12 protein-coding genes are annotated in these 14,560 nt (G+C 73.1%); 9 read left to right on the forward strand and 3 right to left on the reverse strand.

All coding sequences use genetic code 11. From position 1 onward, the window contains the following. The first annotated feature begins 69 nt into the window (after nucleotides 1-69). The gene (locus tag ACH45N_RS01825; RefSeq protein WP_397390587.1) at nucleotides 70-852 is read left to right on the forward strand and encodes a DUF305 domain-containing protein; all 783 of its coding nucleotides are present in this window, start codon (nucleotides 70-72) and stop codon (nucleotides 850-852) included. On the opposite strand, the gene ACH45N_RS01830 is transcribed toward ACH45N_RS01825, so the two are convergent. Beyond that, a complete protein-coding gene (locus ACH45N_RS01830) occupies nucleotides 849-1,667 on the reverse strand; it encodes a type II CAAX prenyl endopeptidase Rce1 family protein (protein ID WP_397390589.1) in 819 nt (272 codons plus the stop codon). The two genes, ACH45N_RS01825 and ACH45N_RS01830, sit on opposite strands and share 4 nt — an antisense overlap. Nucleotides 1,668-1,813: 146 nt before the next feature. Here ACH45N_RS01830 and ACH45N_RS01835 point away from each other — a divergent pair, with 146 nt between their 5' ends. Together ACH45N_RS01835 and ACH45N_RS01840 are read left to right on the forward strand one after the other, a co-directional pair. Further along, nucleotides 1,814-4,075: a carbon starvation CstA family protein gene (locus ACH45N_RS01835; protein WP_397390591.1), complete on the forward strand. Its 2,262-nt coding sequence runs from the start codon at nucleotides 1,814-1,816 to the stop codon at nucleotides 4,073-4,075. After that, nucleotides 4,072-4,296 carry a YbdD/YjiX family protein gene (locus tag ACH45N_RS01840; RefSeq protein WP_397390593.1) on the forward strand — a complete coding sequence of 75 codons (225 nt, stop codon included), beginning with the start codon at nucleotides 4,072-4,074 and terminating at the stop codon, nucleotides 4,294-4,296. The genes ACH45N_RS01835 and ACH45N_RS01840 overlap by 4 nt, the downstream gene beginning before the upstream one ends. A 133-nt stretch (nucleotides 4,297-4,429) precedes the next feature. On the opposite strand, the gene ACH45N_RS01845 is transcribed toward ACH45N_RS01840, so the two are convergent. Then, on the reverse strand, nucleotides 4,430-5,245 hold the full coding sequence (locus tag ACH45N_RS01845) for a hydrolase (RefSeq protein WP_397390595.1): 816 nt from the start codon (nucleotides 5,243-5,245) through the stop codon (nucleotides 4,430-4,432). A gap of 186 nt (nucleotides 5,246-5,431) precedes the next feature. Here ACH45N_RS01845 and ACH45N_RS01850 point away from each other — a divergent pair, with 186 nt between their 5' ends. Further along, nucleotides 5,432-6,985 carry a sensor histidine kinase gene (locus ACH45N_RS01850; protein ID WP_397390597.1) on the forward strand — a complete coding sequence of 518 codons (1,554 nt, stop codon included), beginning with the start codon at nucleotides 5,432-5,434 and terminating at the stop codon, nucleotides 6,983-6,985. After that, the gene (locus ACH45N_RS01855) at nucleotides 6,982-7,674 is read left to right on the forward strand and encodes a response regulator (protein WP_397390599.1); all 693 of its coding nucleotides are present in this window, start codon (nucleotides 6,982-6,984) and stop codon (nucleotides 7,672-7,674) included. Before ACH45N_RS01850 ends, ACH45N_RS01855 begins: the two co-directional genes overlap by 4 nt. Before the next feature lie 209 nt (nucleotides 7,675-7,883). Here ACH45N_RS01855 and ACH45N_RS01860 read toward each other — a convergent pair whose 3' ends face one another. Next, nucleotides 7,884-8,609: a hypothetical protein gene (locus ACH45N_RS01860; RefSeq protein WP_397390601.1), complete on the reverse strand. Its 726-nt coding sequence runs from the start codon at nucleotides 8,607-8,609 to the stop codon at nucleotides 7,884-7,886. A 435-nt stretch (nucleotides 8,610-9,044) separates the two neighbouring features. Between ACH45N_RS01860 and ACH45N_RS01865 the strand changes: the two genes are divergently transcribed. From ACH45N_RS01865 to ACH45N_RS01880, 4 genes are read left to right on the forward strand one after another with little or no spacing between them, the layout of a single operon-like run. After that, nucleotides 9,045-9,944, forward strand: coding sequence for an ABC transporter ATP-binding protein (locus ACH45N_RS01865; protein ID WP_397390603.1), 900 nt, complete (start codon nucleotides 9,045-9,047; stop codon nucleotides 9,942-9,944). Next, nucleotides 9,941-11,134, forward strand: coding sequence for an ABC transporter permease (locus ACH45N_RS01870; RefSeq protein ID WP_397390605.1), 1,194 nt, complete (start codon nucleotides 9,941-9,943; stop codon nucleotides 11,132-11,134). Before ACH45N_RS01865 ends, ACH45N_RS01870 begins: the two co-directional genes overlap by 4 nt. Continuing rightward, nucleotides 11,131-12,903 carry a PQQ-binding-like beta-propeller repeat protein gene (locus ACH45N_RS01875; protein ID WP_397390607.1) on the forward strand — a complete coding sequence of 591 codons (1,773 nt, stop codon included), beginning with the start codon at nucleotides 11,131-11,133 and terminating at the stop codon, nucleotides 12,901-12,903. Before ACH45N_RS01870 ends, ACH45N_RS01875 begins: the two co-directional genes overlap by 4 nt. Nucleotides 12,904-12,932: 29 nt before the next feature. Then, a complete protein-coding gene (locus ACH45N_RS01880) occupies nucleotides 12,933-14,552 on the forward strand; it encodes a PQQ-binding-like beta-propeller repeat protein (RefSeq protein WP_397390609.1) in 1,620 nt (539 codons plus the stop codon). The last annotated feature ends 8 nt before the right edge of the window (nucleotides 14,553-14,560 follow it).

Here is a 14,560-nt window from a genome sequence, read left to right on the forward strand (position 1 = left end):
CGCGAGGCGGACCGCATCAGGGTTTTCCGTGATGGCGCGGACGGTGCTTTGTGTGGGAACCTCCCGGACATGACGCCCCAGGACTCGACGACCGAGGAGACCACCCCGCCGTCGGGCGAGGTGCCTGAGCACGAGCCCACGACCACGCCGTCCGCCTACGGCCTCGGACGGCGGCTGCGGATCATGGGCGCCGTGCTCGCCGGCGGCCTCGCCGTGGTGCTGGCGCTGCTGCTCTGGCTCGGCGTGCTGGTCCCGGCCAAGCAGGAGGCGGCCGGGTACTCGGAGGCCGACTCGGGCTACGCCGCCGTGGCGATCGAGCACAACGCGCAGGCCGTCCAGCTCGCGGCCCTCGCGCCGGGACGTTCCACCGACGACGACGTGCTCGCCCTGGCCGTGGAGGTCGGGGAGGCGTCGGCGGGCCGGGTCGGCGAGCTCGCCGGCTGGCTGGAGGCCCGGGACATCCCGGTCCCCGCCGCGGGCCGCGAGGCGCTCGCGCTGGCCGAGGGCGGCCTGACGACCGAGGTGCCCGACGACGGCAGCGGGCCCCGGGCGGGCACGACGGCGCACTCCCACGAGGGCGGGAACCACGGCATGCTCACCGACGAGCAGATCGACGCCATGGCCGGCCTGAAGGGCTCGGAGTTCGACATCGCGCTGCTGGCCGCGCTGGTCGAGCACCACTACGGCGGGTTGCAGCCGGCCGACCAGGAGATCGAGGGCGGCACGGACGCCGAGGCGGTGGCGCTGGCGCAGTCCGAGGCGGACGCGATCCGGGTCGAGGTCGAGGACGTCCGCGACCTGCTCGCCGCCGTCGGCGGGCCGGGCTCCACGAACGACGAGACGACGAACTAGGGCGCCGTGACGAAGAGGTCGAACAGCTCGGGGTGGTGGCCGTGCACCAGCACGGCGAACACCACGGCGTCGAACAGCAGGTGCACCGCCACCACGTAGCTGAGCGACTTGAACCGGGCGAAGATCCAGCCCTGGACCAGCGCGAACGGCACCGTCAGCAACGGGCCCCACTCGCGGTAGCCGAGCTCCCACAGGAACGACACGAAGATCATCGACTGCAGCACGTTGGCCACCCACATCGGGAAGTGCTTGCAGTACAGGGCGAACACGACGCAGATGAAGAACAGCTCGTCCCAGATGCCCACGGCGTTCACGCCGACGAACAGGCGCCAGATGTCCTGCGTGCCGTCCAGGTCGGGCCAGTTCAGGTACGCGCCCGAGCCGAGGAAGTAGAACGGCAGGAGCAGGTAACCGATGATCACCACGAGGGCGAGATAGATCCACTGCCCGCGGCTCCAGCGCTGTCCGGTCGCCACGGGGAACCGGATCGTGTCCTGCTTGAACACGAAGCGGGACAGGGCCCACGGCACCAGCACCGACCCGCCGAGCGCGAGCGTGAAGCGCAGCATCCCGGCGTCGGACAGGTCGGCCTTCAGCGAGATCAGCGAGATGATCCCCATGCCCACGCCGATCAGCGCCAGGTCGCGGCCGAGGGCCCGGTCGGCCCACAGGCCCAGCGCGATCCCCAGCACCAGCGGCAGGTAGGCGACCGGCCGGATGTGGATCGCGAACAGCAGGATCGCGGACGCCGAGACGAGAAAGGCGGCCGTGAGGCGTGCCGGGCCGACCAGCGGCGCGGGCAGGGTGAAGGTCACGGGGATGAGACTCCCATACCGGGCGGGTGCGCCGCTGACCCGCGGGCCTGGTTCTTGGTGTTCCGGGACAACTAGAGTCTGTCCGTAGTCAGGATTCACCCAGCGTCCGGCCCGCCACGGGCCGGCCACCCGGCAAGGAGGCCGTCGTGCGCTCACCCGAGCACGTTGAGCTCGTTCGGAACAACCCGGACCTTCCCCCGGTCGCGGTCATCGACCGCAGACCCATGACGAACGGCAAGAAGCTCGTCTTCGCCGCGATCGGCCTCGTCACGGCCGTCGCGTGGGCCCTGGTGGCGTTCGTCCGCGGCGAGTCGGTCAACGGCGCGTACTTCGTGGTCGCCGCCGTCGGCACCTACGTCATCGCGTACCGCTTCTACGCCCGCCTCATCGAGTACAAGGTCGTGCGCCCGCGGGACGACCGCGCGACGCCGGGCGAGGAGCACGAGAACGGCCGCGACTTCGCCCCGACCGACCGCCGCGTCCTGTTCGGTCACCACTTCGCGGCCATCGCGGGCGCCGGCCCGCTGGTCGGCCCCGTGCTCGCGGCCCAGATGGGCTACCTGCCGGGCACCCTGTGGATCATCATCGGCGCCGTGCTGGCCGGATGCGTCCAGGACTACCTCGTCCTGTGGTTGTCCACGCGCCGCCGCGGCCGCTCGCTCGGCCAGATGATCCGCGACGAGATGGGCTCGGTCGGCGGCGCCGCCGGCCTGATCGGCGTGTTCGTCATCATGATCATCATCCTGGCGGTCCTCGCCCTCGTGGTGGTCAACGCCCTGGCGGAGTCGCCGTGGGGCGTGTTCTCGGTGGGCATGACCATCCCGATCGCCCTGTTCATGGGCGTCTACCTGCGATACATCCGTCCGGGACGGGTGTCCGAGGTGTCGATCATCGGCGTGGTGCTGCTGGTGCTCGCCATCGTCGCGGGCGGCTGGGTGGCCGACACCGCCTGGGGCGCCGAGACGTTCACGCTCGACAAGGTGACCGTCGCCTGGCTCATCGTCGGCTACGGGTTCCTCGCCTCCGTGCTGCCCGTGTGGCTGCTGCTCGCCCCGCGCGACTACCTGTCCACGTTCATGAAGGTGGGCACGATCATCCTGCTGGCCGTGGGCGTCATCATCGCCCAGCCCGCCGTCCAGGCCCCCGCGGTGTCGAGCTTCGCCATCGAGGGCAACGGCCCGGCGTTCGCGGGGTCGCTGTTCCCGTTCCTGTTCATCACCATCGCCTGCGGTGCGCTGTCCGGGTTCCACGCACTGATCTCGTCCGGCACCAGCCCCAAGCTGGTCGAGAAGGAGAGCCAGCTGCGGCTCATCGGCTACGGCGGCATGCTCACCGAGTCGTTCGTGGCCATCATGGCGCTGGTCACGGCCATCTCGATCGACCAGCACCTGTACTTCACGATGAACGCCCCGGCCACGCTCACGGGCGGCGAGCCCGGCACGGCCGCGGACTACGTCAACGGTCTCGGCCTCGCCGGCCCGCCCGCCACGGCGGCCGAGATCCAGGGCGCCGCGGACTCGGTGGGCGAGGAGTCGATCGTCTCGCGCACCGGCGGCGCGCCCACCCTCGCCTTCGGCATGTCCCAGATCCTGGGCTCATTCCTCGGCGGCTCCGCGATGACGGCGTTCTGGTACCACTTCGCGATCATGTTCGAGGCGCTGTTCATCCTCACCACGGTCGACGCCGGCACGCGCGTCGCCCGCTTCATGCTGTCCGACACCCTCGGCAACCTCGGCGGCCCGCTCAAGAAGTTCCGCGACCCGTCCTGGCGCGTGGGCGCGTGGATCTGCTCGATCGTCGTGTGCGGGCTGTGGGGCGCCATCCTGCTGATGGGCGTGACCGACCCGCTGGGCGGCATCAACACGCTGTTCCCGCTCTTCGGTATCGCCAACCAGCTCCTCGCCGCGATGGCGCTCGCCCTGGTCACGGTGGTCGTGGTCAAGAAGGGCTACCTCAGGTGGGCGTGGATCCCCGCGGTCCCGCTGGTCTGGGATCTCGCGGTGACCATGACGGCGTCGTACCAGAAGATCTTCTCGCCCGAGCCGAGCCTGGGGTACTGGGCGCAGCACAACGCGTTCCGCGAGGCGCGGGACGCCGGCGAGACGTCGTTCGGCACCGCCGCCGACCCGGCGGCGATGGACGCCGTCATCCGCAACACGTTCCTGCAGGGCACGCTGTCGATCGTGTTCGCGGTGCTCGTGCTGGTCGTGGCCCTGGTCGCGCTGTGGGTGTGCGTCAAGGCGATCCGGGCGGGCGGCCTGCCGACGACGGAGGAGCCCGATGCCGAGTCGGCCACCTTCGCGCCGTCGGGCCTCATCCCGACCGACGCCGAGAAGGAGGTGGCGGCGCAGTGGACCGCCTACTACGAGGCCAACCCGGATCAGGTCAGGACGGGGACGCACGCATGAGTGAGCTCGTGGCACGGACCGCCGGGCCGTTCGACGTCGTGCGCCGGGGCTGGCGCGCCCTGACCTGGTACGTCACCGGGGTGCTGGGCGAGAGCGACTACCAGCGGTACGTGGCGCACCTGCGCCGCGCCCACCCGGACGCCGCGGTGCCGACCGTCGGCGAGTTCTGGCGGGACCGCTACGCGGCACAGGATGCCAACCCGGGCGCCCGCTGCTGCTGAGCCCGAGTCGCTACGGCGGCAGGATCTGGGTAATCGGTACAAGGTCAGGTAATCGGCAGCTCGAGCTGCCGATCACCTGGCCTTTTGCCGACCACCCGGATCCGGCGGCGCACATGCAGCGCCCGAGGCCGGGCTACGTCAGGTGGTCGAAGTCGCCGTTGGTCCAGGCCGCGTGGCGGTCCGCCGAACGCAGCACGATCTCGCGGGCGTCGACCGGGATGACGCCCCGGAAGTTGTTGTAGAGCCGGTCGAACTCGAAGCGCGCGACATGGTGCGCCACGCGCCGCACCACCGGGCCCGACAGCGGGATCCGGTTGGGGTAGCTGCGCATGAAGGAGACCGACGTGCGGTCGGGGTTGGCGAAGATCGTGTCGCCGCTCAGCAGCACACCCTTGCCCGCCGCGCCCGAGGCCCAGTGCGCCACCGCGGACCCCGGGAAGTGCCCGCCCGGCTGGCTGAGCGTCACGCCGGGCAGGATCTCGCGGTCGCCCTTCCACAGCTCGACGGCGTCGTCGGTCCGGGCGAGCCAGCCGGCGTCGGCCTCGCTGACCAGGATCGGGACCCCGCCGAGGCGGCGGCTCCACTCGACCTGCACCCCGTACATGTGCGGGTGGCTCGCCACGATGAACGCCAGCCCGCCGAGCTCGCGCACGGCCTCCACCGCGGCGTCGTCCACATAGCCGGGGACGTCGAACATGAGGTTGCCCGCTGCGGTCCGGACGATCTTCGCGGTGGGGCCGATGCCGACGTCGGGCACCGTGTCGAGGCCGTACAGGTCCGGCTCGAGCTCTTCGACCGCGATGCTCTCTCCGGCTGCCGCGAGCTCCTCCAGCGTGGTCCAGTGCTGACCGTCGGCGGGCACCCACTGGCGCTCGTCGGCGCAGACGGCGCACACCTCGGGCCGGGACTCGTGCTCCACACCGCAGGTGCTGCAGATCCAGAACGTCATGCGAGGACTTCCCTTCGTCGGGCCGGCGCTCCGCCACGTCGCGTCAGCCGGTGCTCGCCACCTTGCGTCACCGTGCCGGCCATGTCCAGCAATTCTCGTCCGGCCGGGGCCGGTCGCGTCGACCACACCGCGCGTCTCCGTCTCCAGGCGGAAGCGGCCGTGCCCCCGGTTTCCTACGCTGGGGGCATGGCCGTTGCCCCACCTCAGCCGGATTCCCGGCGTCCCGACGCCGACGTGCGACGCCCCGACGCCGCTGCCCGGCGGCCCGCCGCGCCGTCCGACCGCGCCCGGGCCGCCGCGAGCCGGCTCGCGGACTGGTTCGGCGTCGACGCCGACTGGGAGCGGGTGCCCGCCGGCCGGAAGGCCTACCGCCGCGACCTGCTGCTGGGGGCCGGCTTCGCGGTGTTCGCGGCCCTCTCGATCGAGCTCGGTGTGAGCATGGGCCTCTTCGAGGGCGTCGACCTGCCGATGTGGCTCGTCTACCTGCTCGGTGTCGCCAGCACGCTCCCGCTCGCGTGGCGCCGCCGCTACCCCCTGATCTCGTTGGTGCTCGTGTACGCGGCGTGGCTCGGGCTCGGGCTGACCGTCCCGTCGGCCACGATGCTCATGCCGATGCAGATCATGTACTTCGTGGCGATGTTCACCGCCGTGGCGTGGGCGCGCGATCGCCGGGCCATGCTCATCGTGGTCAGCGCGTGCACGATGGTGATGCTCGGATGGGTGGCCTGGATGTTCGCGGTGCAGCAGGGCATCGAGACCATCCTGGACGAGTTCCCGACGCCCGCCGACTGGCCCGGCCAGATGGACCCGTACGTCGCCAACGCCATCTACCAGGTGATCATGAACGTCGCGTTCTTCGGCGGCGCGGTGCTGGCGGGACAGATGCAGTGGAACGCGGCCCGGCGCCGCGACCTGCTCGCGGACCAGGCCGCCACCATCGAGCGGCAGGGCACCGCCCTGACCGACCAGGCCGTCGTCACCGAGCGCATCCGGATCGCGCGCGAGCTGCACGACGTCGTCGCGCACCACGTGTCCGTGATCGGCATCCAGGCGGCCGCCGCCCGCCGCGTGCTGGACCGGGATCCCGCCCGGGCCGCCGAGGCCCTGGCCACGATCGAGCGCGAGTCGCGCGAGGGCGTCACGCAGATGCGGAACCTCGTGGGCACCCTGCGCACGGTGCCCGACGGCGGCACCTCCGCCGGGTCGGACGGCGCCTCCCGCGCGCCGGAACCCGGGCTGGCCGACCTCCCGGCGCTGGCCGCCGCGGACGACGACGGTCTGGACACGACGTACCGCCAGGTCGAGGAGCCGCCCGGCGCGGCCCGCGACGTGCCCGATCCCATGGGGCTGAGCCTCTACCGCACGGCCCAGGAGGCGATGGCGAACGTGCGGAAGCACTCGACGGCGCGGTCCGCGACGGTCACGCTCCGCGTGGTCCGCGGCCCGGAGCTGCTGGCGGACGAGAGGTTCGCGCACGGCTACGCGGAGGTGGAGGTGCTCGACGACGGCAGACCTCGCCACGGGACGTCCGGCTCGGGGCTCGGCCAGCTCGGGATCCGGGAGCGCGTCTCGACGCACCGGGGCGTGGTCGAGATCGGGCCGCGGGCGATCGGCGGGTACCGCGTGCGTGTGCGGCTGCCGCTGCCCGCGCCGGACACCTCGTCGGCGGCCCGGCCCGTCGCCCGCAGAGACGCCCGGCCGGAGGCCCGGCCCGTCGCCCGGACCGAGGCCGCCGGATGACGCGCGTGCTGCTGGTCGACGACCAGGCGCTGGTGCGCTCCGGCTTCTCCCTCATCCTCTCGGTGGAGGACGACCTGGACGTGGTCGGCGAGGCCGGCGACGGAGCGACGGCGGTCGAGCTGACGCGCGAGCTGCGCCCCGACATCGTGCTCATGGACGTGCAGATGCCCGTCATGGACGGCATCGAGGCGACGCGCCGCATCGTCGCGGAGGACCTCGCCAAGGTGCTGGTGCTGACCACCTTCGACCACGACGAGTACGTGTTCGACGGCCTCGCAGCCGGCGCCTCCGGGTTCCTGCTGAAGAACTCGGACGCGGAGCACCTCGTGGAGGCCGTCCGCACGGTGGCGGCCGGGCACGCGCTGCTGGCCCCGCAGATCACGCGGCGGGTGATCGAGCAGATGGTGGCGGGGGAGCGGCCGTCGTCGGGCACGGTGGGTGCGGTGGGCGCGGTGGGTGCCCCGCGCCAGACGGCGCAGCCTGCGCCCGCCGGGCTCGCGCTCCTCACCCCGCGCGAGCGGGAGGTGCTGGAGCTGGTCGGCACCGGGCTGTCGAACGCGGAGATCGCCTCGACGCTGTTCCTGGGCGAGGCGACGGTCAAGACGCACGTCTCGAACGTGCTGTCCAAGCTGCACCTGCGCGACCGCGTCCAGGCCGTGGTCCTCTCCCACCGCCTGGGCCTCGTCTGAGCCGGTCGAACGCAGCCTGGTCGAACGGAGCCGGGTCTGAACGGAGCCTGGTCTGGACGGAGCCGGGTCAGCGCGACCCGAAGTGCGCTTCTACCCCGTCATCGGGCCCGAAACCTGCTCGGTTTCGGGCCCGATGACGGGGTAGGCGAAGAAAGCCGGTCGCGCACATTCTTCGGTCCGGCATGAACGCCAGAAATGGACTATTCAGGCTATTTCGCAGAAGGGCTCGCCGAGGGTTCCGGCGACGGGCTCGTCGACGGCTCCGGGGTCGGTTCCGCCGAGGGTTCCGTGGTCGGTTCGGTCGACGGTTCCGGGGTCGGTTCCGGGGTCGGCGTGGGCGACGGCTCCGGGGTCGGCCGTGACGTCGGCTCGACGGAGGGCTCCGGCGTGGGCTCCTCCGACGGCGGCGGGTCGGACGGCTCGGGCGTCGGCGTCGGCGTCGGGGTGGGCGTCGGCGTCGGCGTCGGGGTGGGGGTCGGCGTGGGCGTGGGCCGCGGCGTCGGCTTGTGTGTCGGCGGCGCGGTCGGCTTCGGCGTGGGCTGCGTGGTCGGCCGGGCCGGCGGCACGGGGTTGCCCGTGCCGGGGTTGGCGTCCGGGCCCGGGGCGACCGGGCGGTCGCTCGCCGGCGGCTCGTAGGTCTCCCCCGTCTTGCCGGGCGTGCTCTCCTGCGCCGGCGGCGGCGTGTACGTGAACGGGTTCTTCTGCGGCGCGGGCTTGCCGTGCACGTCGACCGTCCCGTTCTCGCCGGACCCGGCGACGGGCTCACGCTTCAGCATCATGGGCGGCAGCCCCTGGAGTGCGTCGGCCGACGTGGCACCCGCCGACGTCAGCCGGTTCTGGTCCTTGCCTGCCGGCTGCACGGCGACGGCGCCCATGATTCCGGCCGTCAGCACCAAGGCCGCGGCCGTTCCTGTGATGAACAAACGCTTGCGCACGCTTCGCTCCCCCTGCGGGTTCAGATGTTGCCCGGTGCCCCTCTGCCACGACGCTCCGGCCGCGTGAGCCGGACCGCCGTTCATCCGGCGGAGGGCCTTGCACATTCCTCCGCGGACGGGCTTTCGAACGGTTCAGGGCCGCCCTTGTTCTGAGCGGCGTTCCGGACGGGACAATACGTGGCAGAACGACGACGGCAACCGGAAGGTGTAATACCAGATCAAAGCCCGCGCGCCGGGGTGTGTGGTCGGCAGAATGTTGCAAGATCGGCAACTCGGAATACCGACTTTCTGACATTTTGCCGACCACTACCCCCGCCCACCCCCGCCCACCCCCGGCCTGCCCCGCCCAGCCCGCCCGGGCCCGCCCAGCGAGGGAGCGCGGGTCCGACTTCCGGTGGATCCCGCGGGCGGCTCCCGGCCCCTAGCGTGTGGGCCATGAGCGATCTGGAGGTGCGGGCGCTGACCCGCGTGTTCGCCTCGGGCGACACAGCCCGGCGGGCGGTGGACGGCGTGAGCTTCACCGCGTCGTCGGGCCTGCTCACCGGGTTCGTCGGGGGGAACGGTGCCGGCAAGACGACCACCATGCGGATGATCATGGGCGTCCTGGCGATCACGAGCGGTGAGGTGCTGTTCGACGGCGCCCCGGTCACCCGGCACGACCGCCGCGAGTTCGGCTACATGCCCGAGGAGCGCGGCCTCTACCCCAAGCAGCCCGTGCTCGACCAGCTCGTCTACCTGGCGCGGCTGCGCGGCATCGACGCCCCCGCCGCCCGTCGCGAGGTGCTGGAGCACCTCGACCGGCTGGGGCTCGCGGGCCGGGCGAAGGACCACGTGGAGAAGCTGTCGCTCGGCAACCAGCAGCGCGTGCAGATCGTCGCGGCCGTCATGGGTCAGCCCAAGGCGCTCGTGCTCGACGAGCCGTTCAGCGGGCTCGACCCCGCCGCCGTCGACGCGATGGCCGACCTGCTGCGCGAGCACACCCGGCGCGGCGTCCCCGTGCTGTTCAGCTCGCACCAGCTCGACCTCGTGGAGCGGCTGTGCGAGCGGCTCGTCATCCTGGGCGGGGGCCGGCTCCTCGCGGACGGCACCCCCGACGACCTGCGCGCCCAGGGCGTCACCCGGCACCGGCTGGTCCTGTCGGGCGACGCCGGCTTCGTCCGCGGTGTGCCCGGCGTGCTCGCCGTCGACGTGGACGGTCCGTCCGCCCTGGTCGAGGTGCACGACGACGCCGCGGCCACCCGCCTCCTGACGGCCGCCCTGGACCGGGGCACCGTCCACGAGTTCTCCCCGGTGCGGCCGACACTGGCCCAGATCTACCGCGAGGTGACCTCGTGAACAGTGCCTGGATGCTGGTGGCGACCCGCGAGATCGTGGTGCGGGCGCTCAACAAGGGGTTCCTGGTCGGCCTCGCGATCACCATCGCGATGATCGGCGGGCTGGTCGGCTTCAGCGCCTACATGGACGGGCGCACCGAGTCGTTCGAAGTCGCCGTCGTGGCCGGGGACGACGCCGCGCTGTCGGCCGTCGAGTCCGCCCGCGACGAGGCGGCGGCGTCGGACCAGGACATCGAGCTCGACGTCGTCCCGGTCGACGACGCGGCCGCCGCCGAGGCGGCCCTCCAGGACGAGACCGCCGACGCCTGGCTCAGCTCGGACGACGGGTCCGGCTGGTCCCTCTCCGGCTGGCGCGAGCCCGACGGCGACCTGGCCGGCCTGCTCGGCACCACCGTGCGTGACCAGGTCATGAGCGACCGCGCGACCGGCGCGGGCACCACCATGGAAGCGCTCACGGCCGGCAGCGAGGTCGAGACCCAGCGCCTCGACGGCAACCCGGTGGACCCGCAGGTCGTGTTCCTCGCGGGGTTCGTGCTCGCATTCCTGTTCTTCACGGGCGCGGTCGGCTCGGGTGCCATGATCGCGGGCAGCGTCATCGAGGAGAAGCAGTCCCGGCTGGTCGAGATCATCGCGACCGCCGTCCCGCTGCGGCAGCTCCTGGCGGGCAAGATCATCGGCAGCTCCGTGATCGCGCTGGCCCAGAACCTCCTGCTGGCCGCCGTCGGGCTCGTAGGGCTCTCGTTCACCGACCTCTCGGCCGTCCTGCCCGCGATGACGGCCACGATGATCTGGTTCGTCGTCTTCTTCACCGTCGGGTTCGTCGCCGTCGCGGCCCTGTACGCCGTGGCCGGCTCGCTCGCGTCCCGCACCGAGGACCTCCAGTACACGACGACCCCGCTGATGATGCTGCTCATGGGCGTCTACATCGTGACGTTCTCGGCCGACGGCGTGCTCGAACGGGTCCTCTCCTACATCCCGCCGGCGTCCATCGTGTCGATGCCCGTGCGGGTGCTGAACGGCGACGCGCTCTGGTGGGAGCCGATCGTGTCGCTCCTCGTCCTCGTGGTCGCCACCCTGGGCGCCGTGCTGCTCAGCGAGCGCGCCTACCGCGGCGCGCTGATGCAGACCGGCGGCCGGGTCACGTGGAGATCGGCCCTGGCCACGGACCGGGGCACTACCCTCGGGGCGTGACCGAACGCACCCAGCCCGACTCCGCCGCGCCCGGGAGCTCCGACCCCGAGAAGGTGCACACCTTCGACCTGATCGACGAGGTCCCGGGCGCATCCGGCAGGATTGCCGACCCGGACGGCGCCCGTCCGGACGGCGCCGACCCCGACGACGACGGGTCCGGCACCGCGGCCGACCCGGACGGGGAGCCCGCCGCGCGGGAGCCGGGACGGGTCGCGGTGGCGCTCGCGGGCGCCGGTGCGGCCGTCGGGCGGACGGCGCGGCGGGGCGCGGCGGCCGTGCGGCGGCGGCTGCCGACCACCCGCCGGGGCAAGGTGCTGCTGGCGGGCGGCACGGCCGCCGTCGTCGTGCTGGCGGTCGTGGCGGGCGTGCTCGTCGACGGCCGGCTGCGCCACCAGGCGCTGCTGGCCGCCCCGGGTGGTGTGCGGAGCCTGGCGGAGCAGCCCACCGAGCAGTGGTCCGTCGACCTGGACGACCCGATCTCGGCGACCCTGGTCGAGATGCCGGGCCTGCTCGCGGTCGTCGGGGACGAGCAGGTGCGCGGTGTGGACCCGGCCACCGGCGAGGTGCGCTGGACCGTGGACGTGGGGCAGTACCCGGACTGCGGCCCGACGGGGCGGCTCGGCGTGGGCGGGCCGGTGTCCGCCGCCCCGGCCGACCCCCTGGTCTGCGTCAGCTCGGGCGGCGACCCGCAGGAGGTGACGGTCATCCAGCCGGACGGCACGACCGCGAGGCGCGAGCTCGACGACGGCGCCGTGGTCGCCCCGTCCACCGACGGCACGCTGATCACCTTCGAGCTCACGGGCAGGGTGCCGGAGCCGCGCCCCGTCGTGGTCGACAAGATGGGCGCCGCCCACCTCCCGAAGGGGTTCACCGGGCCCGACCTGGTGGTCCGCGAGGAGGACGCCGCCACCGGCACGGAGCGCTGGAGCGAGACCGTCGCGTTCGGCGACCCCCTGCCCGAGAGCTGCGTGACCTATGACGAGGACGCGCCCAAGCTGGACGTCGCCGGTGCCCTCGGCTGGACCCTGCTCGACGGCGTCCTGGAGGTGCAGGGTTGCGGCGTCTCCGCCGCGCTCCTGCTCGACGGCACCCGGCTCGACGATCCCGCGGACCCGGCGGACGCCCCGGCCGGCGGCCTGGACACCGCCTCGTTCGCGGCCCTGCCGGACGGCGGCTGGGTGCAGCCCGCGCCGGAGCCCGCCGCCGACGGCGCGCCCCGCGACGCGGTCCACCTCCCGGACGGCGGCGCCGTGACCCTCGACGGCCGAGCCCTCGTGCCGTGGGCCACGGACGGCCGGGACCCGGGGCTGCTGCTGGCCCGCGTGGGCTCGCGGACGAGCGCCGTGTCCACCGACACGAAGGACGCCGGGGAGGCGCTCTGGACCGTGCCCGACCTCGCCGTCGTCGCGGTGCTGGCCCGGGTGTCCGGCACCGCCGTGGTCATGGACGAGGAGGGCGAGGTGCACGGGATCGACCTCGGCACCGGCGCGGAGCGCTGGACCGTCGACCCGGACGTCCTCTCCACGCACGGCAGCGCCTGGACCGTGGAGTCGATGATCTTCGGGGCCTACACGGACGGCGACACCGTGCTGTTCCCGGTGTCCGCGGACCCCGCGGGTGAGTCCTCCGGGCTGCGGCTGCTCGCGATCGACGTCCGTGACGGCTCGGTGCGCTGGGAGATCGGCCAGGACACGCCCTACACGCAGGTGATCAGTGTGGACGGGTACATCGCACAGATCACCCAGCAGGGTGTGGTGGGTCTCGGCTGACGCGCGGGCGGCGCGGGTAGGCTCCGGCCATGTCGCGGCCTGACCAGCAGGAACCCATCGTCTTCGAGCTGGTCGAGCACTCCGGGCCGGACGCCGTCGACCAGGGTGGCGCGGCACCGGACGGCTCCCCCGGCCGGCGCGCGCCGCGGCTGCCCCGGCTCTCGCGGCGCACCTGGCTGGTCGTGGTCGCGGCGGTCGCCGTCGTGACGGTGGGCCTCACCGCCGTCGACCTGGTGCGCGACCACCGCCGGGCCGAGCTCATGCGCACCTCGCCGATCGGGGTGCCCTCGCTCGACGACCCGCTCGCGCAGGCCTGGACCGTGCCGTTCGACGTCCCTGTCCCGGACGAGGGCCAGCGGTTCGTGGACCAGCAGCTCGTGACGATGGACGGTCTGCTGGTGGTGCCTCCGGGCACCGCGCAGAACTACGTCCAGGACGTCGGCACCGGGCCGGTCGACTCCGCCCGCGTCGGCTTCGAGGACGTCATGGCCGTCGACCCGGGCTCGGGCGAGGTCGCCTGGCGGGTGCCGCTGGGCGAGAACCCCGTGTGCGGGCCGTCCGGCTACGACGCGTCGGTGTCGGCCGACGCGCTGGTGTGCGTGCAGGGGCCGGCGGACGCGCGCGAGGTGCTGACGATCGCGCCGGACGGCGGCACGCGTGCCCGGCCGGCGGACCTGGCGGACGGCGAGCAGATCTTCCCCGGACCGGACGGCACGGCGGTGCGCGTGGTCCGGACCGGTGGCGCGGCCGAGGACGCGGTGTGCGACCTGGGCGCCTGCACGCCGTCCGTCCTCACCGAGGGGCGCGACGTGCTGGTCACCGCGGAGGACGCCGCGACCGGGGCCGAGCGCTGGACGAGCACCGTCGAGTTCGCGCCCGCGGACACGATCAACTGCCAGCGGGTGGGCAACGAGTTCGAGCAGGGGAGCGTCGACGCGGACCAGGTCACCGTCTACACCAGCGCCGAGAGCGTCACCGTGGACGGCTGCGGCATCTGGGGCGCGCTGTCGACGCGGGGCGTCCGGCTCGACCTCGCGAGCGACACCGACGCCGAGGTCCAGGTCGACGCCGGTACCGGGCTGCCCGCGCACGGTTGGGTGACCGAGCTCGGCCCGGACCTCTTCGCCGTCGAGTTCGACCCCATGCGGACCGTCGTCGTGGACGGCGCGGGGCAGGTCCTGCGGACCCTGGACGGCTGGGTGCGGGGCGGGAACGTGTCCCCCGACGCCCCCGACGACCTCTGGTTCGTGACGACCCGGTCGGGCGGCTACGGGTTCGAGGCGGTGCGCGAGGACGGTTCGGTGGCCTGGACGGACCTGAACAGCCAGAGCATCCTGCTCGTCGGCCGCGACGTGGTGGTCGTCGACCGCGGGGCCACGGTGGTCGGGCTGGCCCGGGAGACCGGCGAGGAGCTCTGGTCCTGGCAGAGCGGTGACATGGCGGGCCTGTCCCGCTACCGCGCGCTGACCGACGGCGGGACCGTGGTCCTGGAGCACCAGCGACAGGAGGGCACCGGCCCGGGCGTGCTCGTGGCGCTCGACCTCGGCACGGGCGAGCAGGTCTGGGACGCGCCGCTCGCGGGTTCCGCCGTCGCCGTGGACGGGCACGTCGTGGAGGTCGGGCCGGAGGGCCTGGCCGGCCTGGGCTGACCTTCCGT

This window comes from Promicromonospora sp. NPDC019610, from assembly GCF_044389365.1.
In the GTDB taxonomy this organism is placed as follows: Bacteria; Actinomycetota; Actinomycetes; order Actinomycetales; family Cellulomonadaceae; genus Promicromonospora.

Coding starts and splice junctions, on each gene's coding strand:
- ACH45N_RS01825 (WP_397390587.1), top strand. CDS start 70: ATGACGCCCCAGGACTCGACGACCGAGGAGACCACCCCGCCGTCGGGC.
- ACH45N_RS01840 (WP_397390593.1), top strand. CDS start 4,072: ATGAGTGAGCTCGTGGCACGGACCGCCGGGCCGTTCGACGTCGTGCGC.
- ACH45N_RS01845 (WP_397390595.1), bottom strand. CDS start 5,245: ATGACGTTCTGGATCTGCAGCACCTGCGGTGTGGAGCACGAGTCCCGG.
- ACH45N_RS01850 (WP_397390597.1), top strand. CDS start 5,432: ATGGCCGTTGCCCCACCTCAGCCGGATTCCCGGCGTCCCGACGCCGAC.
- ACH45N_RS01855 (WP_397390599.1), top strand. CDS start 6,982: ATGACGCGCGTGCTGCTGGTCGACGACCAGGCGCTGGTGCGCTCCGGC.
- ACH45N_RS01865 (WP_397390603.1), top strand. CDS start 9,045: ATGAGCGATCTGGAGGTGCGGGCGCTGACCCGCGTGTTCGCCTCGGGC.
- ACH45N_RS01880 (WP_397390609.1), top strand. CDS start 12,933: ATGTCGCGGCCTGACCAGCAGGAACCCATCGTCTTCGAGCTGGTCGAG.